This window comes from Bradyrhizobium sp. UFLA05-89 (assembly GCF_059803475.1).
The window spans coordinates 16,494-36,431 of the sequence record NZ_JBANBA010000098.1; the positions used below are offsets into that span (position 1 = coordinate 16,494).

Below are 19,938 nucleotides of genomic sequence, written 5' to 3' on the forward strand. Positions count from 1 at the left end.
CATGTCATGATTTCTCGCCTTAAGGATTCCGGTGCCCTGCTGACCATCGCCGTCGTCCTCAGTGTCGCCCTCGTTGAGCCCGCTATGGCGCAAACGGCAAACATTGAGGGCGTGTTGCAAAATATCGTCAACATGCTCACGGGCAACGTTGCGCGCCTGCTGGCCACGTTGGCCGTGATCATCGTCGGCATCGCCTGGATGTTCGGGTATCTGGATCTGCGTAAGGCCGCCTATGTCGTGCTCGGAGTCGCCATCACCTTCGGCGCCTCCGAGGTGGTCTCGACCTTGACCGGTGGTCGCTGATGATCGAGGCCACGCGTCTGACGGAAGACACGTTGTTCCTCGCGTGCACGCGCCCCGCCATGATTGCCGGCGTGACCGTGGAAGCGATGGCATTCAACGTCATGTTTTCCTGCATCCTGTTTCTCGCCGCGGGAAGTATTGTCTACGCCCTGATCGCGCTCCCGATCCATGGGCTCTGCCGGGTCATCTGCCAGCGTGATCCCAACATGTTCAGAATTCTGCTTGCCTGGCTGGAGACACGCGGCCGCGCCCGGAACTCTAAACTCTGGGGCGGATCATCCTGCACGCCGCTTAGGCTCATCCGCCGGCATCAGGCGACGGACCTCGGCTATGCGTAAGTCAGCCGTGAAAGCCCGGGAGATCGAGCCCAGCACTTATCTGCCCTTCGGTCGCCATGTGACGGATAGCGTCATCAGCCTCACGACCCGGGCGCTGCTCACGGTGATCCGGATCGACGGCATCTCGTTTGAGACGGCCGAGACAGCCGATCTCAACGACCTGCATACCAAGCTGAACCTGGCATTACGCAACATTGCCGATCCTCGGTTGGCACTGTGGACCCATCTGGTGCGCCGGCGCACGGCGATCTACCCGGAAGGTGTCTTCCGCTCACCCTTCGCGGCTGATCTTAATACCGAATACCGCGATCGGCTTCGGACGGAAGCGCTGTTCCGCAACGATCTCTACTTGACGCTGGTATTTCATCCCGGGCGGGGAACAGCGGATGCTGCGGCCGATTTCTTTAAGCGTCTCGGCCGAGCCACCCGAGATGCCACCGAAGTCGATCATGATGCCCTGAAGCGACTGAATGATGCGACGCGCGATGTCGTCGCGGCGCTCGAGCGCTATGGCAGTCGTGTGGCTGGACTGATCGAGCGCGACGGCATTGTCTTCTCAGAGCCTATGGAGCTGCTCCACGGCATCGCATCCAGCGATTGGATGCCGATGCCTCTGCCACAGGGCCGAATCGGATCTGCGCTTTATTCAAACCGCATCATCTTCGGCCGCGAATCCCTCGAGATCCGAGGCGCCGGCGGATCGCGCTTCGCGGGCATGTTCGGACTCAAGGAATATCCGGCCGCCACACGGCCAGGCTTGCTCAATCCGCTCCTTTCTGCCCCGTTTGAACTGATCCTCACGCAGTCCTTTGCGTTCCTGTCGAAGGCGGACGCCAAGACCGTCTTGACGCGGAAGCAGAACCAGCTGGTGTCGGCGCAAGATCCGGCCGCCTCGCAGATCGACGAACTCTCGGACGCCCTCGATGACCTGGAGTCCAATCGATTTGTGCTCGGCGACCACCATTTGTCGCTTCTGGTCTATGCCGACACGCCTGCGCAGCTGCAGAACCAGATGAGCGTGGCCCGGCGCTCTCTGGCGGATGCAGGCGCCGTTGTCGCCCGCGAGGATCTGGGACTCGAGGCGGCCCACTGGGCGCAGCTTCCCGGCCTATTCAAGTACCGGGCGCGCTCTGGCGCCATCAGCTCGCGCAATTTCGCAGCGTTTTGTCCATTTCATACCTATCCGAGCGGCAAGCCGTTGGGCAATCACTGGGGATCGGCGGTTGCGATGCTCAAGACCGCCTCGGGATCGCCATTCTATTTCTCGTTTCACCACGGCGACCTCGGCAACACATTCATCTGCGGGCCGTCAGGATCGGGCAAGACTGTCGTTCAGAACTTCCTGCTCTCACAAGCCGAACGGCTCGGCGCAACTTACGTCTTTTTCGACAAGGATCGGGGGGCCGAGATTTTTGTCCGGGCTGCCGGCGGAACGTATCTGACCCTTCAAAACGGAACTCCGACCGGCTGCGCTCCGCTCAAGGCAATGGAGCTCACGCCGGCAAACCTATCCTTTCTTGGCCAACTCGTTCGGCAACTCGTCACGCCGGGTAATCGTCCACTCTCCGTGACCGAAGGAGAGCGGATCGACTCCGGCTTGCGCGCTCTGGGTCAGCTGCGCCGGGCTGAACGTTCGTTCGGAGCCCTGCGCACGTTTCTGGGCCAACAGGATCGCGAGGGCATTGGCGCCCGGCTGGAGCAATGGTGCCGGGGCGCACCGTTCGGCTGGGTGCTCGACAGCGAGCACGACGAGATCCAGTTGGACGCGCGGTCCATTGGCTTTGACATGACAAGCCTCTTGGAGCATCCGACCGTCCGCACGCCGCTCATGATGTATCTCTTTCACCGAATCGAGCAGCTGATCGACGGCCGGCGGCTGATCATCGATATCGACGAGTTCTGGAAGGCGCTCGGTGACGACGCCTTCCGGGATCTTGCCAACAACAAGCTCAAGACCATCCGCAAGCAGAATGCGCTGATGGTATTCGGCACGCAATCGCCACGCGACGCGCTCGCGTCCCCGATCGCGCACACCATCGTCGAGCAGTGCCCGACTCAGATCTTCCTGCCCAACGCGCGGGGCACGCGCTCCGACTATGTCGACGGCTTTCATCTGACGGACACCGAGTTTCGCTTGATCAAGGAAGAGCTCTCCCCCGAAAGCCACCGGTTTCTGGTCAAGCAGGGGCACAACTCGGTCGTGGCCGAGCTTGATCTTCGGGGGTTCGACGATGCGCTGGCCGTGCTGTCGGGACGCGCAGAGACCGTCGAATTGCTCGACCGCATTCGCGCTGAAGCCGGCGATGACCCGGCGCGCTGGCTGCCCCTGTTCCACGCACAACGAAAGTCCGCCGAATGATTCGTCAACGCACTCGAACCGCCTCTGTCCTGCTCTTCATCCTGGCGACGGCGGTAGCTTCGCCAGCTGCGGCCGACATCGTGTTCGACCCCAGTGTCTTTGCACGCCAACTCGACCAATTGATGGAGATGAAGAAGCAGGTTGACACCCTGACGTCGCAGCTCGCTGTCGCCCAAGACCAGCTCAAGCAGGCCAAGCAGCTTTACGACAGCTTCAACAAACTCACGAACGCCAACGATATCGGAGCGCTCCTCAACACGCCCCAGTTCCGCAAGGTGCTGCCTCAAGAGTTTTCGGACATCGAGCGCCTGACCTCGGGGCAGGGAAGCGGTAACTTCGCAGACGCAATCGACCATTACCTGTCGCAGAACCGCTACTATTCCGGCAACAGCGGCAACTCCTATTATCAAAGCGAGCTCGACCGCATCGCCCGCCAGACTGGGGCGAAGCACTCGCTCGGCCAGGCCGTCTACGACACGGCGTCCCAGCGTATCGATGCGCTGGAGGAGCTCAGAACGCGCATCAGCTCCGCAACAGATGTCAAAGAGACCCTCGACCTGTCGGCGCGTCTGCAGGCGGAACAAGCGCTGTTGCAGAACGACGTGCTGCGGATGCAAGGGCTGGCCATGATCCAGCAGGCGCGCACGGATATGGATCAACAGCGCGAGCACGAGAAGCAACGACAGCTTGTCGACGAAATCAAGGCTGCGCTGAAATGAAGACGACACCTGCGCCCTTCCTATTCGCCCTCGCCGTTGCTCTGTCTGGCTGCGACGAGACCACCAAGACCGAAACGAAGACGGTCGGCTGGTTCCTGGATCACCGGAATGAACTTTCGGTCACGCTGAAGGCCTGCCGCGACAATCCAGGCGATCTCGGAAAAACCCCGAACTGCGTCAACGCGAATGAAGCGCGCAACAAGATCACCATCCAAGAGATGAAAGACGCTCTGAAGTAAGGACCGCCGCGATGGCCATAAATGTCTTCGACAGTTTCTTAAGGGAGTTCGAGCAACCGATCACGACCTTTGTGTCGACATCCGTCTCGAATTTGGCGTCATATATCGACGGTCCGCTGCGGGTTGGCGTGACGCTCTATGTCGTTCTCTATGGCCTTGCCGTCATGCGCGGATCGATCTCCGAGCCGATCATCGAGTTCGCCTGGCGGGCCATGCGGATCGTGCTTGTGGTCCTGCTCGCGACCAATTCGAGCGCCTTCCAGCAATACGTCACGGCTCTGTTCTTCGACAGCCTTCCGAAGGAGATCGGCAATGCCTTGGCGGGCTCCGGCCTGAACACCAATTCCGGGGCGCCATTCGATCAGCTGCTTTCCAAGGGGATCGACGTCGCCAACAAAATATACGAACAGGCGGGCTTGACTAACATTGCACCTGCGCTGGTTGCGGCCATTCTTCTGGTGTTTGTGGCGATCGGCTCCTTTCTGCAATTTGCGATCCTGCTTTATGCCAAGGTTGGGCTTGGCGTTGTCATTGCGCTTGGCCCCGTCTTCATAGCGATGGCGCTTTTTGAAGCAACGAGGCCCTTCACGGAAGCCTGGCTTCGGCAGGTGGCAAATTTCGTGATCCTGTTGGTCCTGGTGGTGGCCCTTGTCGGTCTCATGCTGACGACCGTCACCGGGTTCATCGACCGGTTCGGCAACAATGCGGGAACAGCCGGCGAGATGGTTGTGGCTGCTGTTGCGATCAGCGCGGTGCTGGGATTGTCCGGCTACATATCGCTGCAGCTGCCGATCATCGCGGGTGGGCTGGCCGGTGGAGGTGCTTCGCTCGCCAGCCGCTTGGTGACGAGCCCGCTGATCGCCAATGCCACGGCCGCGGCCAGCGGTGCTTATGCAGGTGCCCGCTGGTCAGCCAGCCGGGGCCTCGCTGCCGTGCGAGCAGGCCGCCAGGGCGGCAGCCTCCGTCGTACCCGATCGCAGGGGAGCTCGGCCACATGAACAGGAAGGGCGCATTCTCACGCACGCTGCCCAAGGTGCTGATCGTTTCCGTCATCGCGTGCCAGCTTGGCGGCTGCGCAAGCTGGTCGAAGGCGCCACCATCATGCGATGGCTCAGTCCGCCGGCCCCTCAATCGTTCGCTGTGGGACTGGGAGAGCGGAACGCCGCTGGCGGTCCCCGAACAGGCAGCTCCACCAGCCGCGTCCGACCCACTCATCCGAAAGGGGGATGGCAGTTCTTCAGCGCCGTCTACGCGGCTTCACGCTACCGGCAACCACGTCGACATCGCCGCCTCCTACCACGCTTGCGGCAAGGAGGCATGAGATGGTCGGCTCCGACGATCTAAAGACATATTTCGAGAATGCGCGCCGATGGGAACAGGATCTGTTGCTGTCGGCTCACCGCTCGCGACGAACCGCATGGTTCGTCGCGGCAGCCGCTTGCGCATTGGCTATCGCCTCGGTGGGAGCCGTCGCAGCGCTGGCGCCACTGAAGACGGTCGAGCCTTTCGTCATACGTGTGGATAATTCTACCGGGATCGTCGACACGGTTTCGGCGCTGACCGCAACGCCGGCGCGCTATGATGAGGCGGTGACAAAATACTTTCTCGGACGCTATGTCCGCGCGCGCGAGGGTTACAGCTATCCCGAGGCGGAAACGAACTTCCGCACGATTTCCCTGCTTTCGGGGTCAGGCGAGCAGGCGCGTTTCGCGGCCTGGTATCGAGGGTCCAATCCGGAGAGTCCGCAAGTCGTCCAGGGTCGGTTCGGGGTCGCCACGGTCCGGATCAAAGCGATCTCGCTCCTGGCCGACAATGTGGCCTCCGTTCGTTTCATGAAGGAAAGCCGAAAAGGTGAGGAGACCCGCATCACGCATTGGGTCTCCACGCTCACCTTTTCCTATGCCAATGCGCCGATGTCCTCCGCCGATCGCCTGGTCAATCCCCTCGGCTTTCAGGTTTCGGAATATCGCGCCGATCCGGAGGTCGTGCCATGAAACGTCTCATCTTTCCGATCGTCTTGTCACTTGGACTTGCAGGCCCGGTCCTGGCGCTGCAACAGCCGTCACCGGGCCAACATGACGCCCGGGTGCGCACCGTCACTTACGACCCCACCAATGTGGTCCGTGTCAACGGCGTTATCCGCGCCTCGACCCAGGTCATGTTCGGCGATGACGAAGAGGTCGCCCATGTCGCGATCGGCGATTCAGTTGCATGGGAAGTTGCGCCGGCCGGCTCCATCCTGTTCCTCAAGCCGCGCGAGAAGCATCCGCCCACCAATCTGCAGGTCGTCACCACCCGCGCGGATGGACGAAAGCGCTCCTATCAGTTTGAGCTGTCGATCGCCGAGACCACGCTGGCCGACAGCTACTTTGTGGTTCGGTTCGCCTATCCTGCTGATGAAATTGAACGACGCCGCGCGGAAACAGCCGCCCAGAGCGCTGAGCGGGAAGGGGCCCTGATCGATCAGACTTTCGACCTCCACCACGCCTATGGTGCGCGAAACTGGCGCTTCTCGGCACAGGGGTCCGTCGATCTCGAGCCCGAAGCCGTCTTCGACGATGGCAAGGAGACCACATTTCGCTTTGCCGGCAACCGCGAAGTCCCCGCCATCTACCTGATCAATTCAGACGGCTCGGAAAGTCTCGTGCCCAAGGACGTCCGTGGCGAACTGGTGGTCGTCCATGCAACAGCCCGCGAATTTCGGCTGCGCAAGGGCAACGTTGTGCTCTGCATCTTCAATGAAGCGTTCGACCCGGTCGGAATCAATCCAGGCACCAACACCACGAGCCCGTCGATCGAGCGGCGTGCCAAGAAGACAACTCCAATCTCAAAGCCCCGATAGGCCAGCCCGACATGACCGAGCTCAATAGCGAAACAATCGATGGCGACCGCGGCATTACTCCCGTCGGTCAGAGCGACCACGCACGGACGACGATGCTCAAGCGCGGGTTTGGCGCTCTCGGGCTCACCGCATTCGCCTTTCTCATCATATGGAGCACGTGGAAAGGCGACAAGCCTGTCACCGAGTCTGCCCGCAAACTCATGATCCGTCAGGCCGCCGCGTTCGAGCCCGCCACGGAAGCTCCGGCCGCACCGCTGACCACAGCCTCCATTCCGGCTGCCCCGACTGTAGCCGCGCCGGCAGTCACCGCGCCCGTACCGGATCAGATGCTCGAAAGCGCGCGCCGCGCGCCAGTCCTGGCTTATAACCGTCCGGTCTCCACTTCACGTCCGGGACGCGACGGCATGACGGGGAGTGTCGCGGCTGATCCCTATGCCTTTGGACGAGCCGAGCCACCCAATGAACTCGCCGACAAGCTCAAACCGACGGCGATCGAAGGCGTCCGCGCCGCACGGCTTCCCAACCGCAACCTCCTGGTCACGCAGGGCACGTCCATCCCGTGTGTGCTGGAGACCGCAATGTCGTCAGACGTCGCAGGCTTCGTTTCCTGCGTCGTGATCCGCGATGTCATCTCCGATTCTGGCAACGTCGTGCTCATGGAGAAGGGCACCCAGGTGGTCGGCGAATACCGCGGCAATGTCAGGCGCGGCTCAAAGCGCATGTTCGTGCTGTGGTCTCGTGCCAAGACGCCCACGGGGGTCATCGTCGCGCTCGCGTCGCCCGCTACGGATGCGCTTGGTCGGGCCGGGTTTGACGGCGATATCGACACGCATTTCTGGGAGCGATTTGGGTCCGCCCTGCTGCTGTCGATCGTGGGCGATGCCGGCTCGATCGGGCGTCAGCAGCTTCAGGACAGCTCGATCCAGATCAACAATACCACTGGCTCAGCCAATACTGCCGCAGGCATTGCCGTCGAGCAATCGATCAACATTCCGCCCACGCTGAACAAGAACCAGGGCGAACTGGTCAATATCTTCGTCGCACGAGATCTTGATTTTTCATCCGTCTATCAACTGAAGCGCATTGAAACACGGAGCCAGATCTTCGACCGCACGGTCGGGGGAACAGGCGTCGGGCCGGCCGAGGTCACGAAATGACGCAGATCGCATCAATCGAGCGGGATGGCGGCCGTTTGGTGCTGGCCCGCTATCTCGAGCCGTTGAACCGCTATCTGGCTGACGAGTCCCTGACCGAGATCGTCATCAACCGTCCCGGTGAGGTCTTCGTGGAAGGACCGCAGGGCTGGACCCGCCACGCAGAGGAGACACTCACAGACGTCTACCTCTCGCATCTGGCAACCGCAGCCGCCGGATATACGCGCCAAGATATCGGACCAGAATTTCCCGTCGTTTCGACAAGTCTGATTGGCGACGAGCGCTGCCAAATCGTGGTGCCGCCGGCCGTCCCGGCCGGTCAGGTCAGCCTCACGATCCGAAAACCCTCGAAACTGACTATGAACTTGGCTGCTCTCGAGCGAACAAACCTATTCGATGAGATCCGCGCCGCCGGTGACGAACTTCGTCCCGACGAGCATCGGTTGCTCGCTCTGAAGGAAGCCGGTCTTTGGCGTGAATTCCTGGAGCTTGCCGTCAAGACGCGTCGCAACATCCTCATCTCGGGCGCGACCGGATCAGGAAAGACGACCCTGTCCAAAGCCTTGATCGCGGCCATTCCGGCCCATGAACGGCTGATCACCATTGAAGACACCATCGAACTGGTGATCCCGCATAAGAATTCCGTCCGGCTGCTTTATGCCAAAGACGGGCAGGGCATGGCCAAGATCGGCCCCCGCGAGCTTCTGGAATCGACGTTACGCATGAGGCCAGACCGGATCCTGTTGCAGGAACTGCGGGACGGCACGGCCTTCTTCTATCTCAGGAACGTCAATTCGGGGCATCCGGGGTCGATCACGACGGTCCACGCGGACAGCGCGCGGCTTGCCTTCGAACAGTTGACCCTTCTGGTGAAGGAGAGCGCGGAAGGGCGGGACCTCCATCGCGATGATATCCGCTCGCTGCTGCTGCACCTGGTCGATGTCGTCGTTCAAATGCAAAAGCGTGACGGCCGCTATCGCATCTCTGAGATCTATTATGATCCCATCCGCAAACGCGATCACGCCCGCTAAAGCCGCGCGTGGTACAGCGCTCGCGCTTTGCGCTGTCGTGCTCTTTCTGCTGGTCGCCTCAAACATACTGCTGCTCGGGCTCAGGATTCACGATGGCGGATTTCACTGGTTCGAGATCGCGAGCGGCTGGCCCCGGTATGGCACGGATCCTCGGTTCGACCGCTGGCTGACGCTCTCCACTCTCGCCGGCACGATCGCGGTCTTTGGCCTGCTCGGTATCCTCCTCCGGCAGCGCCCCTTGCCGCTTCACGGCAAGGCACGTTTCGCGTCCGAGCGCGAGATCAAAGCCGCGGGTCTTAGGTCGAAGGAGGGCATTCTGCTTGGCCGCAAGGATGGCGCGATGCTCTGCTTCGGTGGGTCAGAACACGTGCTGGTCTACGCACCAACCCGCGCAGGCAAAGGCGTCGGCTATGTCATTCCGAACCTGCTGAACTGGGCGGACTCGGTCGTGGTGCTCGACGTGAAGAAGGAGAACTGGCAAAAATCGGCGGGTTTTCGCGCTGCCCACGGGCAGGCCGTCCATCTGTTCGATCCACTCGACGAGAACGGCTGTACGGCAAGGTACAATCCTTTGGGCTACGTGCGGAGCGATCCAGCAGACCATTATGATGACCTGCAGCGCATCGCTGTCATGCTCTTTCCGGCCGAGAGCCGGGGCGATCCGTTCTGGTTTGAGGCCGCGCGGTCTGCGTTTGTGGCGATCGGGGGCTACATTGCTGAAACCCCGGGGTTACCTCTGACCATCGGCGAGATCCTGCACCAGCTCTCAGCTGAGTCCGATCTCAAGTCGCATTTTGAGACAATCATGGTTGCGCGACGATCGAGCAGTTCTCCCTTATCACGCTCCTGCATTACCGCCTTGAACGACTTCCTTGCAGCTTCCGAAAACACTATGAATTCGGTGCGCAAGACCGTGACAGCAAGACTTGGGCTCTGGCTCAACCCTCGCATCGATACCGCGACGTCAGCCAATGACTTCGACCTGCGCAAGCTACGGCAACAACCGATGTCGATCTATCTCGGTGTTACCCCGGACAATCTCGAGCGCATGGCACCTCTGCTGAACCTGTTCTTTCAGCAGGTCGTCGATCTCAATACCCGCGAGCTGCCAGAACATAATCCGAAGCTCAATCGCAAGGTTCTCCTCTTGCTCGACGAATTCCCAGCCCTTGGCAACGTCAACGTTCTTGCGAAATCGGTCGCGTTTATTGCCGGATATGGGCTCCGACTTCTGACGGTCGTGCAAAGCCCGGCGCAACTCCGCGCGATCTACGGCGCTGACGTCGCTCGCAACTTCATGACGAACCATGCCGTGGAAGTCGTCTTCGCTCCAAAAGAGCAAGACGTCGCAAATGAGCTTTCGGAGCGTATTGGCTATGATACGGTGAAGGCGCGCAGCCACAGTGGACCAAAGGGCTTTTCGGCACGATCAACGAGCCAAACGGTGTCAGAGCATCGACGGGCTCTAATGCTGCCCCAAGAGCTCAAGCTCTTGCCCAGGTCCAAAGCGTTCATCCTCGGCACTGCGATTCCACCGCTGATCGCCGATAAGCTCATCTACTACGAAGATAAGGCCTTTCTGCAGCGACTGCTGCCGGCCCCGGCTCAGGCCATGCCGAAGGGGCTTTCGAATGCCTTGCTAGACGCCGAAATCAAAGAGCTTCGCTCCGAAGTCGCCGAGCTTCGCGCAATATTTCGATCGCGACCGATGACGGACGAGGAGGTGGCGGATCCCTCGACGATTCCTGACGATGTGAGTTTTGACTTTGGCGGGGTCGATGTGGATCTCGAAGGCTTGTCCGAAGAAGACTTGAAAGCCTGGACCCTGAAATACATCGACGCTCAAGTCATTCCGCCGACGCCGCGGAACGGCCGCAAGCAGAAGGGTGAGCATCATGAACGACAGGCATGACGCGAGCGAGGACTTCAGCCTGGAGCGGCAACGTCGCGCGGGGCGCGCTTCAGCCCGAGAAAAGGGGGAAGACGAGTCCAGGGCAACAGCCCCCAACAAGCCGCCATCCGCGGAGGTCACCGATAGCGCGTTTCCGGACCGTATCCGTCGGAAATATTACGTGGTGGCCAGCGGCTCCGAAAAGGATGGATCCGACCGCGAAGCGCGGCTCTATGCGGATGAGCGAAAAGAGTACCTCGCGTTCGAGACTACTGAGGATCGCCTGGTTACCCGCCTAGCTGCCACTGAGGTGATCCGGGACATGGTCAGCGTGGCACACCATCGCCAGTGGGAGGCCCTGCACATCCGCGGTTCCGTCGAGTTCCGGCGCGAGGCGTGGCTCGAGGCAAGCGCGCGCGGAATGGAGGTACAGGGCTATCAGCCAAACGAGCTTGATCGCCAGGCGCTCGCTCAGCGACGAGTCGCATCGGATCGAGCTCACGCCCGGACCAATGATGCCAAGGCTCGCTCGGCCTCCGACAGGTCAGTGCCGGCGGATAGGCTCGATTACGACAAGGGCGTTTCCGGACGTCTGATGGAGGTCGGTTATGGCACCTACCGCAACCGCCCCGACGCGGAGCCGTCAACTTATGTAGCCATCGAACTGGATAATGGCCGGCGACATCAAGTGTGGGGCATCGGCGTTGTAATGGACGTCGCAGATAGTGGCGCCAGGCCTGGCGACCGCATCTCTCTGCGCATGGATGGCGTTGAACCTGTGGTCAGGGCGATCAAGTCCATAGATGCCGCCACAGGAATCGCTAGCAGTGAACGGCGCCAGATGTGGCGCAACATGTGGAGTGTGACGGTGGAGGAACGCCGGGCAGACCGATCGGCGCCAGCGCATGATTCCGACCTGCTCGCGGCCCGATCCCAGATCGCTGTTATCAACAAGCTTGTCGAACGCCCTCTACCGAACGATGAGAATGCTCGCCAGAGCATTATGGCCTTCGCCAGGGAGCGCATAGCCCAGCATCTGGAAAAAGGGCATTCGTTTGCTCGAGCGACAGTCATTGAGCCTGTCCGCGAGCGCCACGAACAATCAGGACACAGAGAGGGAGCTCACCAAAGCCGGAGCAGTGAACATATTAGACTGCAAGGGCGAGAGCGCTGAACGGGCGGTCCCACCGACTTGAATATCTTCGAGGCTCGGGCACCCGGAGGTTGCGCGAGGCGAATGATCAGAGTACGGGAATCATAATCCTTGGGTCGGGGGTTCGAGTCCCTCCCCCGCTACCAACGATCCCCCCGACATAGCCATGTTCGGAAAGAGGGCAGGGTTGTTGCAGAGCGCCGCGAGGCGCCCTTTGATGTCAATCCGCACGCTCCGATCGTCCTCGGCGTTGGCTTTGGTTCCAGCGCCGCCTGGCCGGCTTGGGCTCGCATGCACCACGATCGCGGTCACCAGCTCGCGAATGGTCGCATACTCGGTCGGCGTGCCGCGCTTCAGTTCGTCGGCAAGTTCAGCAACCGCGCGCTTGTAGCGGTCCAGCGCCTTGGGATGCAGGGCGATGACGTTGTCGCTTTCTTTGGCGCTTTCGAGCCCGGTCAAGACCTTGGCCTTATCGGCCTCAAGTTCCTGCATCCGGGCGACGAACTGCTCTGGCGGCATGCCCGTGATGACGATAGAGTCGACGATCCGCTTCATCTCGCGCCCGATCTCGCCGAGTCGCCGTTCCAGGCGGGCGCGTTTGGTGCTCGCCTCTTTCTTGAGCCGCTTGCGCTCGTCATTGTAGCTATCGACGAATGCTGCGATTGACTCAGGATGCGCGAGGTGCTGGCGCAATCCCTTGATCGTCAGCGCCTCGATGTCGTCGAGGTAGACGCGGCGACTGTTTGTGCATGAGCCGCTTTCCTTGTAGGAGCTGCATTGCAGACGTACGCCTTTGCGATTGGCGCCGTTGGATGACATGCCGCCGCCGCAGCAGCCGCATCGGATCAAGCCCGAAAAAACTCGCTTGGGCGCGCGTGCCTTGTGCGCTGTTGCAAGCGTCGCGTCGCGTCGGCGCTCGACCTTGATGGCCTGTGCCGCGTTGAACGTTACGTCATCGACGATACGCAGATGCGGCGCGTCGGTGATCTTGTATTGCTCTTTCCGATTGGGCCGCGACAGGCGCTTGCCCGTCGTCGGGTCCTTCACCATCCTGACCTTGTTCCAGACGATGCGACCGGCATAGAGATCGTTCAAGATCATCCCGCCGCCGCGCGCGACGTGACCATTGATGGTCGAGCCGTTCCAGAGTCTGCCGCGAGGCGGGCGCACGCTTCGCTTGTTCAAATCGTGTGCGATTTGGCGCGGCGTCTTACCCGCAATGTAGTCCGCGAAAATTTCGCGAACAATGTCGGCCTCTTCCTCGACGATCTCCAGTTCGCCAGGCTTGCCGGCAACCGCACGATAGCCATATGCGCGACCACCGGCATGCCTGCCGTCGCGGATCACCCCCTCGAGGCCACGCCGCGTATGAAGCGCAAGGTTCTCGACGTACATCTCGCCCATAAGAGCGCGCAGTGCACCGTCGACCTTGGTGACCTTCCCGTTAGCAGTGTGAATTTGGATGCCGAGGAAGTCGAGCCGCTTGCGGGCCGCGTGCCAGTCGCCCTGATCGCGCGAAATGCGATCAACATCCTCGGCGATCAGCACATCGAATAGCTTGGCCTCTGCCGCGCGCATCATGGCTTGAAAGCCGGGGCGATTAATGGCGCCCGTTCCAGAGATCGCGCGATCCTCGAAAGTCATGGTGACGGCCATGCCCTCGCGCGCGCAGATATCGCGGCAAAGGGCAATTTGATCGTCGATACTGCGATCTTTCTGCCGTTCGGATGAAAAGCGGGCATACAGCGCAGCGCGGGTCATATGTCTTCGCTCGTCGCAGGTTGGGATGCCAGGCGGGCCGCGATCTCGGCCTCATGATCCGCGCGCGCGAGTCGTTTGGCAAGCTTCCGCACATACCGAAGGATGGCCTCGTCGGGCCGATCCGGCGGTATTATGGGAGTCGCACGCGACATTGTTTCGGATTTTGCCCTTAAACGAACAGCACCTGATCAGCGATCGTCCTGCACCGCAGTGATCTCGCAGCCGATGTTGTGACGATCGTGCCGGAGCAGGTACAATCGCCTCGGTTGCTCCAGCTGGGCGCTTTTGTTCACGAGCGCTTCAGTTTCAATTTCTTGAACACGGGGTCGATGACCGCGCTGTTCAGATCGACCAGGACAATCACGCCTTCGGTATCAGCGAGCAGCTCCTCGGCAGTCTCGCCGGGGTCATTTGAAAAGGTCGGCTCGCCACCGCTCTCGGGCAGGAAGAAGCCGATCCTGGACGATGTCTTCGGCTTGCCTTGCAACAGCCGGTCGACCTGCAAACGGACGTGGCCATCCGCAAACCAGATCGCATTGCGCGCGGACATGTAGCGCGCGAGCACGGTCACGGCGCGCACAACGCAGACATCGAGCACGGAGAAGTATTTGACCTCCATGCCGCCTGTCAGGGTTTCGCTGAGGAAGCCATGGCGATTGCGCCACTGACGCAGCGTGCCCTCAACACAGCTGGCTGCCTTAGCGACGACATCCGACGTGAATTGCTTTTGGTGAATGTCCATTTTTACCGGTTCTCCTTACGTTACGCTTGTACCGTAAACGGCTTTACGTTACAAGTGAAACGTATTCGCTGGCTTCAAAAAGAACCAGCGAGCCGCTGGAGCCGAGATATGGACAAGTCCGGGTGGCGGGCTGAATTGATCCGCGCCAAGAACGACATTCCCAAGCCGCTTTTTGCCAATGCAGTGTTAGCGCTGCGGGGCGCACGGTCCATGCAAGGCGTGCTGGCATTCGATCTATTCGCCTATCAAACCATGCTCATGGATGTGCCGCCGTGGGAGCCGATCATCGCGGCAGCCGGTTTCCAACCGCGTCCCTGGACCGAGCAGGACGATCTCGCGGCAACGCACTGGCTGCAAACGAAGGAAGGTATTGCCGTGCCTCCCGCTGTGACGGCTCAGGCCGTCGAACTGGTGGCGCGTGATCGCAGCTATCACCCCGTGCAGGATTATCTCAGCAGCCTTGAGCATGATGGCGCGTTCCGACTCGATACCATGCTCTCGACCTACTTCGGCGCGGAGCAGTCCGAATACACCAAGCTGGTCGGCCGCAACATGATGATCGGCGCGGTCGCGCGGATCATCGAACCCGGCTGTAAGCTCGACTCCGTGGTGATCCTGGAAGGCCCGCAGGGCTTGAAGAAATCGACTTCGATCAAGACGCTGTTCTATCCCTGGTTTTCCGACGATCTTGAGGAGTTCGGCAGCAAGGACGCCTCGATGCAGTGTGCTGGCGTCTGGTGCATCGAGGTCGGCGAACTCGATGCCATGAGCAAGGCGGAGGTCTCGAAGATCAAGGCGTTCATCTCGCGCACCGACGATCGTTTTCGCCCGCCCTATGGCCGGCGCGTGATCGAGCGCCCGCGCGGATGCATCTTTGTCGGGACCACGAACGAGAGCGGCTATCTCAAGGATGCCACCGGTTCGCGCCGGTTCCTACCAGTCAAGGCGACCAAGATCGACATCGAGGGCTTACAGCGGGACCGCGACCTACTGTGGGCCGAGGCTCGCATTCTCTACGACGAGCATGTGCCGTGGTGGTTCACCACCGACACCAAGAGCGGCATCGCCGCCGCTGCCATCGCCGAAAGTGAGCAGGAAGCCCGCTACCAGGCGGACGAGTGGGAGCCGTTGATCGCCGACTACCTCGACAGTCGCATACATCAGCCGCCGGAGCATCCGGCGTACCGGGTCACGGTCGAATGGGTGTTCAAAGGCGCAATCGGCCTGGATGCTGCGAAGTGGGATCAGGCCGCCATGAACCGGGTCGCCCGCTGCATGAAGCGGCTGGGCTGGGAGCGCAAGCAGGTCAGCCTCAAGGTGACGGTTCAGGGTAAGGAGGAGACGAAGCGTCCTTGGATGTACGTGCGGCCACCAACTGGTGCAGAGGCAGAGCAGGATGCCCGACAACAGGAGATCGATGCGGCCAAGAAGGTCGCCGAGGCCGAGCCGGACAGCAACATCACCACTCTCAGGCGGCCTGCACCAGCAGCCGGCGACGCAGTGGTGATGAAAGAAACCGCTGTGCCGCAGGCGTGATCACCACTGAACCAGTATCACCACTTGGTTTGCTTAGAAGAGGATAGGAGGTAGCGCGCTATAGGAGTTTTAGAAACAAGGGAAGAAACCAGTGCGAGGTGGTGCAGTGGTGCATCGGCTGCGCCGGCAGCTCCCTTCGGGGAACCAGAGCCCGATCGAACCGTGCTTCGCTCGGATGGCCTTCAGCACAATGCGCGGGCACCGCGTCAGAAGTGTAAGCGTTTTGCTTGGTGGTTCTGGGTGCTTCAACAATGGAGAGTAACGAAGCTATGTCCAACCAACCCAACAGAGCCGTGTCGCGGCAAGCGATCCGAGTGCGTTTGCCATCAATTGAACCGCTGCGCTGCAATAGACTGGTTAATGTAACGCGGTACGTGACCATGCTGCGAGACGGGCATATCGCCCCGCCGATTTGGCTCATCAGGCAAAAAGGCAGCGATTATCGCTACCGGATATTTGACGGAGCGCATAGGTTTCGCGCCGCCCAGCGCGTCGGGCGCAAGACGATAATGGCCGTCGTGATAGCTGATGAGCGATGAGGACCACGGAAATGACTCCCGCGAAGCTGCCCGTGAATTGCGTCGTGCTGGACACCGGCAGAGCTTGCATGGGTCCTTCAACGCGGGGGTGCCTCGCGGGTCCGCCCCAGGCGCAAAGGGTATTCGTTCATGGCACAACCAGCAGGGGTTGGTCGTAACATAGGAGGTATTTTGCAAATGGCATCTGCGGCTCAAGCAGCGGCCCACATCGATCTTTCCCGCGTCGCGTTTGCGGAATTGATCGCACGAAAGATCATTGAGAAACCGGCCGAGCAGGGTGGCTACGACCTTGACGCCGTGCGGGTGACCTATCTCCGTCACCTTCGCAAGGTCGCTTCGGGGCGGTCTGGCGGCTCTGCAGGCGATCAGCTCACGGCTGAACGCGTTGCTCTGACCGCAGCGAAGCGGCGCCGTGAGGAACGTCAGGATGCAATCGAGGCCGGTCAGTTTGTTCCGATCGAGCCTGTCCTCCGTGGCTTACAAGCGCAGCTCATCGCGATGCGCGATCGGCTTCTGGGCATTGCGGGATCGATCGCTTACCTGCTGATGGGACAGTCGCAGGAGGAGTGCTTTCGTATCATCGACGACGCTGTTCGCGCCGCCCTTGAGGAAATTGCGGACCCGGAATTCGCCAGTGAAGTAATCATCCTTGCGGTCAAAGGCGATGTGGAAAAGACCGAGTGGGCTCCCAATGAACCGTGAGCTTGCGATCTCCCAGCTTCTCGCGGCGCTCGCCGCGCTGGGCTGGACACCTCCCGCCGTGGAAGACGTGATCGACCAAATCCTACGCGGCGAGCTGCTGCCGTTGGGGCTTGCAGGTGAGGTTTTCGAGTGCAGTGATGAGAAGCTCCGCAAGCTCTGTGAGCTGATGGCAGGAACGAAGCGCCCGCTGGGCGTCAAGCTGGCGGGGCGCTGGCTGGCTAGTGTCCCGCGACTGCTCGATGATCTCGAACAAGGCACTCTCGACCGGCGCCGTCGAGGTCGGGATGTGCGTCTTCGCGCCGAGGAGCGGGCAAAAAGATACGAAGCCTGGGCGCGACCGCAGACGCCGCTGGTCGAGGTGCCGGCGCAGGAGGCGTGAGCTGTTTGGTCGATATGCACCCGGCAAGCAGACCTATTATGCTCACATGGAGTTTTGTCGTTTGTGACCCGTTGCGGGCCTGCTCCAAAACGCCGCACTCACGTTGAAGCGTTCGCGCTGCGACTGCCATCGAGACGTGTTACTCTCCGCCGGTCGTCCTCAAGCCTTGATGAGGATCGAATGGATCGGCGGGATTTCATAGCGGGTTCTGCGGCACTGCTTGTTTCGCCACAGCGTTCGTGGGCACTGGGGTCGCCTCGTCGGCTTGGCTATCTTGATACCGCGCCCCTGTACTTGCCAAACTACAAGGTGTGGCAGGACAGTATGCGCGATCATGGCTGGATCGAAGGGAAGAACCTGATCGTTGATTACCGGTCGGCCGAGGGGCACGCCGAGCGCGTAGTGCCTCTCGCGAACGAGCTTGTCGCGCTCAAGCCCGATGTACTGGTTGGCCCGAGCGCGCAGGAAGCCCTAGCCCTGAAATCGGCAACTGCCAGCATTCCGATTGTTTTCTATGCTGTGGCCGAGCCCGTGCGGCTTGGCCTCGTCCAAAGCCTGTCGCATCCCGGCGGCAACATAACGGGTCTGGCCATCCTCGTACCGGGAAATATCGCCAGCAAAGGGATACAAATCCTGCGGGAGATGGTTCCTGCCGCCTCAAAAATTGCGGTCTTGGTCGTCGCGAGCAATGCAGAACACAGGTTCGTAGTCGAGGAGTTGCTCGAAGCTGCTACGAAGCTGGGCGTGACTTTCCTGGTACTGGAGGCGACCACGGTGGAGGAACTCGACATTGCCTTTGCGTCGGCAGCAGCCCAGCACGCCGATGCAATTTTTCCTCTTGGCGACGAATTGACCGTTAATCACGTCACACGAGTTACCGCGCTGGCGGCGGAGCATCGTCTGCCCGCGTTCTACCTCTTACGACTGTTCACCATCAATGGCGGTTTGGTTTCATACGGCGTCGATATAGCCATTCTGCTCCGGCGTGCAGGCGACTACGTCGATAAAATTCTCAAAGGCACCAAGCCTGCCGATCTGCCGGTCGAGCAGCCGACCAAGTTCGACCTCGTGATCAACCTCAAGGCCGCAAAGGCGCTTGGCCTCGAAATACCTGCCTCATTGCTCGCCCGCGCCAACGAGGTGATCGAATAGAGATGCGTTCTGCTACGATGCATGAGTCTGCACATGGCCCATCAGCGAAGTGGCCGCGCGCCTCGCCGAGGTCCGGACTGGGCTATAGCGGACCAGATTTGCTCAACCTGAGTTCTTCGCGTTTTGACCCAGCTGCGACATCGAACCTGACAAGATGCCGAGTGTGGATTGAGCAACGTTCGCCGCCCGACGCGACGCGCCAATAGCGGCGGGCGGGTGGCAAGGTCGCGCCCGCGACCTTGCAGAGCGTCGATCCGGTGCCCACTGAGCACTCGCTTTACGGTGCATTACAGTGGTAGTAGATTTCACGCGCTTACAGTAGCAAATCAAAAAGGGAGGATTTCATGCGTGTAATTCATGCAGCGGCATTCGCTCTTTGTTTGCTTACGGTTGCTCCGGTGGGGTCGTTTGCCGGTGACCCCAAGAGCGATGTCTCGGCGGCTTACACAGCATTTGATGCCGCGTTCAACAAGGGCGACGCGAAGGCCGTTGCCGCCTTATATCTGCCGAACGCGAAGTTCCTACCGCCAACCCACCAGGTGGCGTCAGATCCGGCGGCGATAGAAAAGTTTTTTGCCGGGGTGCTCGCCGACGGCGTGACGGACCACAAACTTGAGGTGATCGACGCGGGTGGCGATGACAAGGTCGTCTATGGCTCGGCAAACTGGAGCGCCAAGGGCAAGGACAAGGATGGCAAGCCAGCGACCTTCTCAGGCATCGCTACCCACGTGTTCGAGCGTCAGGCGGATGGTTCGCTGAAGCTGAGGTTAAGTACCTTCAACTAAGCTGGCCGTACGTGTCGCCTGACGCCGCGCGAGGAGACTTTGCGCGGAATATCTTCGGGGCTGAGACCTGAGTCGAAGGCGGCTCCGATCCCGGTCGAAGCCGAGCGGCTTAGTCGACTTGGTGGGCTTGACGGTGCTCTCGTCCCGGCTCGATCGCGAAGAGATGGGGCGAACTGATCCGGCTTCCGGTCTTGGCCGATTCCGTTGAAAAAGGGCGGCAGTAATCCGATGTATTAGCGTCAGCGGCGATGCGGCCGAGCGGCTGTGTCGGCCTTTATGCGGGCTTAAGGGTTTGCATCGGGATCAGCTTGGC

General features: G+C 60.7%; 21 protein-coding genes. 19 read left to right on the top strand and 2 right to left on the bottom strand.

Annotation, left to right across the window (positions count from 1 at the left end; translation table 11 throughout):
• Window positions 1-6 precede the first annotated feature (6 nt).
• The 13 genes from SO139_RS35065 to SO139_RS35125 are packed head-to-tail and all read left to right on the top strand — an operon-like array spanning window position 7 to window position 12,050.
• Window positions 7-303 carry a TrbC/VirB2 family protein gene (locus SO139_RS35065; protein ID WP_474801220.1) on the top strand — a complete coding sequence of 99 codons (297 nt, stop codon included), beginning with the start codon at window positions 7-9 and terminating at the stop codon, window positions 301-303.
• Window positions 303-641 (top strand): VirB3 family type IV secretion system protein, encoded by a 339-nt coding sequence (locus SO139_RS35070; protein ID WP_326905441.1) that lies wholly within the window; start codon window positions 303-305, stop codon window positions 639-641. Before SO139_RS35065 ends, SO139_RS35070 begins: the two co-directional genes overlap by 1 nt.
• Window positions 634-3,000, top strand: coding sequence for a VirB4 family type IV secretion/conjugal transfer ATPase (locus tag SO139_RS35075; protein ID WP_474801223.1), 2,367 nt, complete (start codon window positions 634-636; stop codon window positions 2,998-3,000). Before SO139_RS35070 ends, SO139_RS35075 begins: the two co-directional genes overlap by 8 nt.
• Entirely contained in the window at window positions 2,997-3,719 is a 723-nt protein-coding gene (gene virB5, locus SO139_RS35080; protein ID WP_474801225.1) for a P-type DNA transfer protein VirB5, read from the top strand. The genes SO139_RS35075 and virB5 overlap by 4 nt, the downstream gene beginning before the upstream one ends.
• Window positions 3,716-3,958, top strand: a complete 243-nt coding sequence (locus SO139_RS35085) for an EexN family lipoprotein (RefSeq protein ID WP_474801227.1) — start codon at window positions 3,716-3,718, stop codon at window positions 3,956-3,958. The genes virB5 and SO139_RS35085 overlap by 4 nt, the downstream gene beginning before the upstream one ends.
• An 11-nt stretch (window positions 3,959-3,969) precedes the next feature.
• Entirely contained in the window at window positions 3,970-4,956 is a 987-nt protein-coding gene (locus SO139_RS35090; RefSeq protein ID WP_474801229.1) for a TrbL/VirB6 family protein, read from the top strand.
• On the top strand, window positions 4,953-5,279 hold the full coding sequence (locus SO139_RS35095) for a type IV secretion pathway protein (protein WP_498541453.1): 327 nt from the start codon (window positions 4,953-4,955) through the stop codon (window positions 5,277-5,279). Before SO139_RS35090 ends, SO139_RS35095 begins: the two co-directional genes overlap by 4 nt.
• Before the next feature lies 1 nt (window position 5,280).
• A complete protein-coding gene (locus SO139_RS35100) occupies window positions 5,281-5,952 on the top strand; it encodes a VirB8 family type IV secretion system protein (RefSeq protein WP_474801231.1) in 672 nt (223 codons plus the stop codon).
• On the top strand, window positions 5,949-6,800 hold the full coding sequence (gene virB9, locus SO139_RS35105; RefSeq protein WP_498541454.1) for a P-type conjugative transfer protein VirB9: 852 nt from the start codon (window positions 5,949-5,951) through the stop codon (window positions 6,798-6,800). Before SO139_RS35100 ends, virB9 begins: the two co-directional genes overlap by 4 nt.
• Before the next feature lie 11 nt (window positions 6,801-6,811).
• A complete protein-coding gene (gene virB10 / locus SO139_RS35110) occupies window positions 6,812-7,957 on the top strand; it encodes a type IV secretion system protein VirB10 (protein ID WP_498541455.1) in 1,146 nt (381 codons plus the stop codon).
• Window positions 7,954-8,985 carry a P-type DNA transfer ATPase VirB11 gene (virB11, locus tag SO139_RS35115; protein ID WP_498541456.1) on the top strand — a complete coding sequence of 344 codons (1,032 nt, stop codon included), beginning with the start codon at window positions 7,954-7,956 and terminating at the stop codon, window positions 8,983-8,985. Before virB10 ends, virB11 begins: the two co-directional genes overlap by 4 nt.
• Complete coding sequence (locus SO139_RS35120; RefSeq protein WP_474801237.1) at window positions 8,951-10,897, top strand: type IV secretory system conjugative DNA transfer family protein; 1,947 nt, start codon at window positions 8,951-8,953, stop codon at window positions 10,895-10,897. The genes virB11 and SO139_RS35120 overlap by 35 nt, the downstream gene beginning before the upstream one ends.
• Window positions 10,881-12,050: an LPD7 domain-containing protein gene (locus SO139_RS35125; protein WP_498541457.1), complete on the top strand. Its 1,170-nt coding sequence runs from the start codon at window positions 10,881-10,883 to the stop codon at window positions 12,048-12,050. The genes SO139_RS35120 and SO139_RS35125 overlap by 17 nt, the downstream gene beginning before the upstream one ends.
• Window positions 12,051-12,131: 81 nt before the next feature.
• On the opposite strand, the gene SO139_RS35130 is transcribed toward SO139_RS35125, so the two are convergent.
• Window positions 12,132-13,790, bottom strand: coding sequence for a recombinase family protein (locus SO139_RS35130; RefSeq protein WP_498541458.1), 1,659 nt, complete (start codon window positions 13,788-13,790; stop codon window positions 12,132-12,134).
• Between the two features lie 289 nt (window positions 13,791-14,079).
• On the bottom strand, window positions 14,080-14,532 hold the full coding sequence (locus SO139_RS35135) for a hypothetical protein (RefSeq protein ID WP_474804366.1): 453 nt from the start codon (window positions 14,530-14,532) through the stop codon (window positions 14,080-14,082).
• 135 nt (window positions 14,533-14,667) lie between these two features.
• Here SO139_RS35135 and SO139_RS35140 point away from each other — a divergent pair, with 135 nt between their 5' ends.
• The 6 genes from SO139_RS35140 to SO139_RS35165 all read left to right on the top strand — a co-directional run bounded on the left by SO139_RS35140 (window position 14,668) and on the right by SO139_RS35165 (window position 19,625).
• Complete coding sequence (locus tag SO139_RS35140) at window positions 14,668-16,068, top strand: virulence-associated E family protein (protein WP_498541459.1); 1,401 nt, start codon at window positions 14,668-14,670, stop codon at window positions 16,066-16,068.
• Between the two features lie 380 nt (window positions 16,069-16,448).
• Window positions 16,449-16,607, top strand: coding sequence for a ParB/Srx family N-terminal domain-containing protein (locus SO139_RS35145; protein WP_474804374.1), 159 nt, complete (start codon window positions 16,449-16,451; stop codon window positions 16,605-16,607).
• A gap of 177 nt (window positions 16,608-16,784) precedes the next feature.
• The gene (locus SO139_RS35150) at window positions 16,785-17,309 is read left to right on the top strand and encodes a hypothetical protein (protein WP_498541460.1); all 525 of its coding nucleotides are present in this window, start codon (window positions 16,785-16,787) and stop codon (window positions 17,307-17,309) included.
• A complete protein-coding gene (locus tag SO139_RS35155; RefSeq protein ID WP_498541461.1) occupies window positions 17,299-17,688 on the top strand; it encodes a hypothetical protein in 390 nt (129 codons plus the stop codon). Before SO139_RS35150 ends, SO139_RS35155 begins: the two co-directional genes overlap by 11 nt.
• A gap of 180 nt (window positions 17,689-17,868) precedes the next feature.
• Window positions 17,869-18,840: an ABC transporter substrate-binding protein gene (locus tag SO139_RS35160; protein ID WP_498541462.1), complete on the top strand. Its 972-nt coding sequence runs from the start codon at window positions 17,869-17,871 to the stop codon at window positions 18,838-18,840.
• Between the two features lie 344 nt (window positions 18,841-19,184).
• Entirely contained in the window at window positions 19,185-19,625 is a 441-nt protein-coding gene (locus SO139_RS35165) for a YybH family protein (protein ID WP_474805128.1), read from the top strand.
• The last annotated feature ends 313 nt before the right edge of the window (window positions 19,626-19,938 follow it).

Excerpts from the sequence above, each read along its gene's own strand:
- SO139_RS35065 (WP_474801220.1), top strand. The coding sequence starts at position 7 with ATGATTTCTCGCCTTAAGGATTCCGGTGCCCTGCTGACCATCGCCGTC.
- SO139_RS35070 (WP_326905441.1), top strand. The coding sequence starts at position 303 with ATGATCGAGGCCACGCGTCTGACGGAAGACACGTTGTTCCTCGCGTGC.
- SO139_RS35075 (WP_474801223.1), top strand. The coding sequence starts at position 634 with ATGCGTAAGTCAGCCGTGAAAGCCCGGGAGATCGAGCCCAGCACTTAT.
- virB5 (WP_474801225.1), top strand. The coding sequence starts at position 2,997 with ATGATTCGTCAACGCACTCGAACCGCCTCTGTCCTGCTCTTCATCCTG.
- SO139_RS35085 (WP_474801227.1), top strand. The coding sequence starts at position 3,716 with ATGAAGACGACACCTGCGCCCTTCCTATTCGCCCTCGCCGTTGCTCTG.
- SO139_RS35090 (WP_474801229.1), top strand. The coding sequence starts at position 3,970 with ATGGCCATAAATGTCTTCGACAGTTTCTTAAGGGAGTTCGAGCAACCG.
- SO139_RS35095 (WP_498541453.1), top strand. The coding sequence starts at position 4,953 with ATGAACAGGAAGGGCGCATTCTCACGCACGCTGCCCAAGGTGCTGATC.
- SO139_RS35100 (WP_474801231.1), top strand. The coding sequence starts at position 5,281 with ATGGTCGGCTCCGACGATCTAAAGACATATTTCGAGAATGCGCGCCGA.
- virB9 (WP_498541454.1), top strand. The coding sequence starts at position 5,949 with ATGAAACGTCTCATCTTTCCGATCGTCTTGTCACTTGGACTTGCAGGC.
- virB10 (WP_498541455.1), top strand. The coding sequence starts at position 6,812 with ATGACCGAGCTCAATAGCGAAACAATCGATGGCGACCGCGGCATTACT.
- virB11 (WP_498541456.1), top strand. The coding sequence starts at position 7,954 with ATGACGCAGATCGCATCAATCGAGCGGGATGGCGGCCGTTTGGTGCTG.
- SO139_RS35120 (WP_474801237.1), top strand. The coding sequence starts at position 8,951 with ATGATCCCATCCGCAAACGCGATCACGCCCGCTAAAGCCGCGCGTGGT.
- SO139_RS35125 (WP_498541457.1), top strand. The coding sequence starts at position 10,881 with ATGAACGACAGGCATGACGCGAGCGAGGACTTCAGCCTGGAGCGGCAA.
- SO139_RS35130 (WP_498541458.1), bottom strand. The coding sequence starts at position 13,790 with ATGACCCGCGCTGCGCTGTATGCCCGCTTTTCATCCGAACGGCAGAAA.
- SO139_RS35135 (WP_474804366.1), bottom strand. The coding sequence starts at position 14,532 with ATGGACATTCACCAAAAGCAATTCACGTCGGATGTCGTCGCTAAGGCA.
- SO139_RS35145 (WP_474804374.1), top strand. The coding sequence starts at position 16,449 with ATGCTGCGAGACGGGCATATCGCCCCGCCGATTTGGCTCATCAGGCAA.
- SO139_RS35150 (WP_498541460.1), top strand. The coding sequence starts at position 16,785 with ATGGCATCTGCGGCTCAAGCAGCGGCCCACATCGATCTTTCCCGCGTC.
- SO139_RS35155 (WP_498541461.1), top strand. The coding sequence starts at position 17,299 with ATGAACCGTGAGCTTGCGATCTCCCAGCTTCTCGCGGCGCTCGCCGCG.
- SO139_RS35160 (WP_498541462.1), top strand. The coding sequence starts at position 17,869 with ATGGATCGGCGGGATTTCATAGCGGGTTCTGCGGCACTGCTTGTTTCG.
- SO139_RS35165 (WP_474805128.1), top strand. The coding sequence starts at position 19,185 with ATGCGTGTAATTCATGCAGCGGCATTCGCTCTTTGTTTGCTTACGGTT.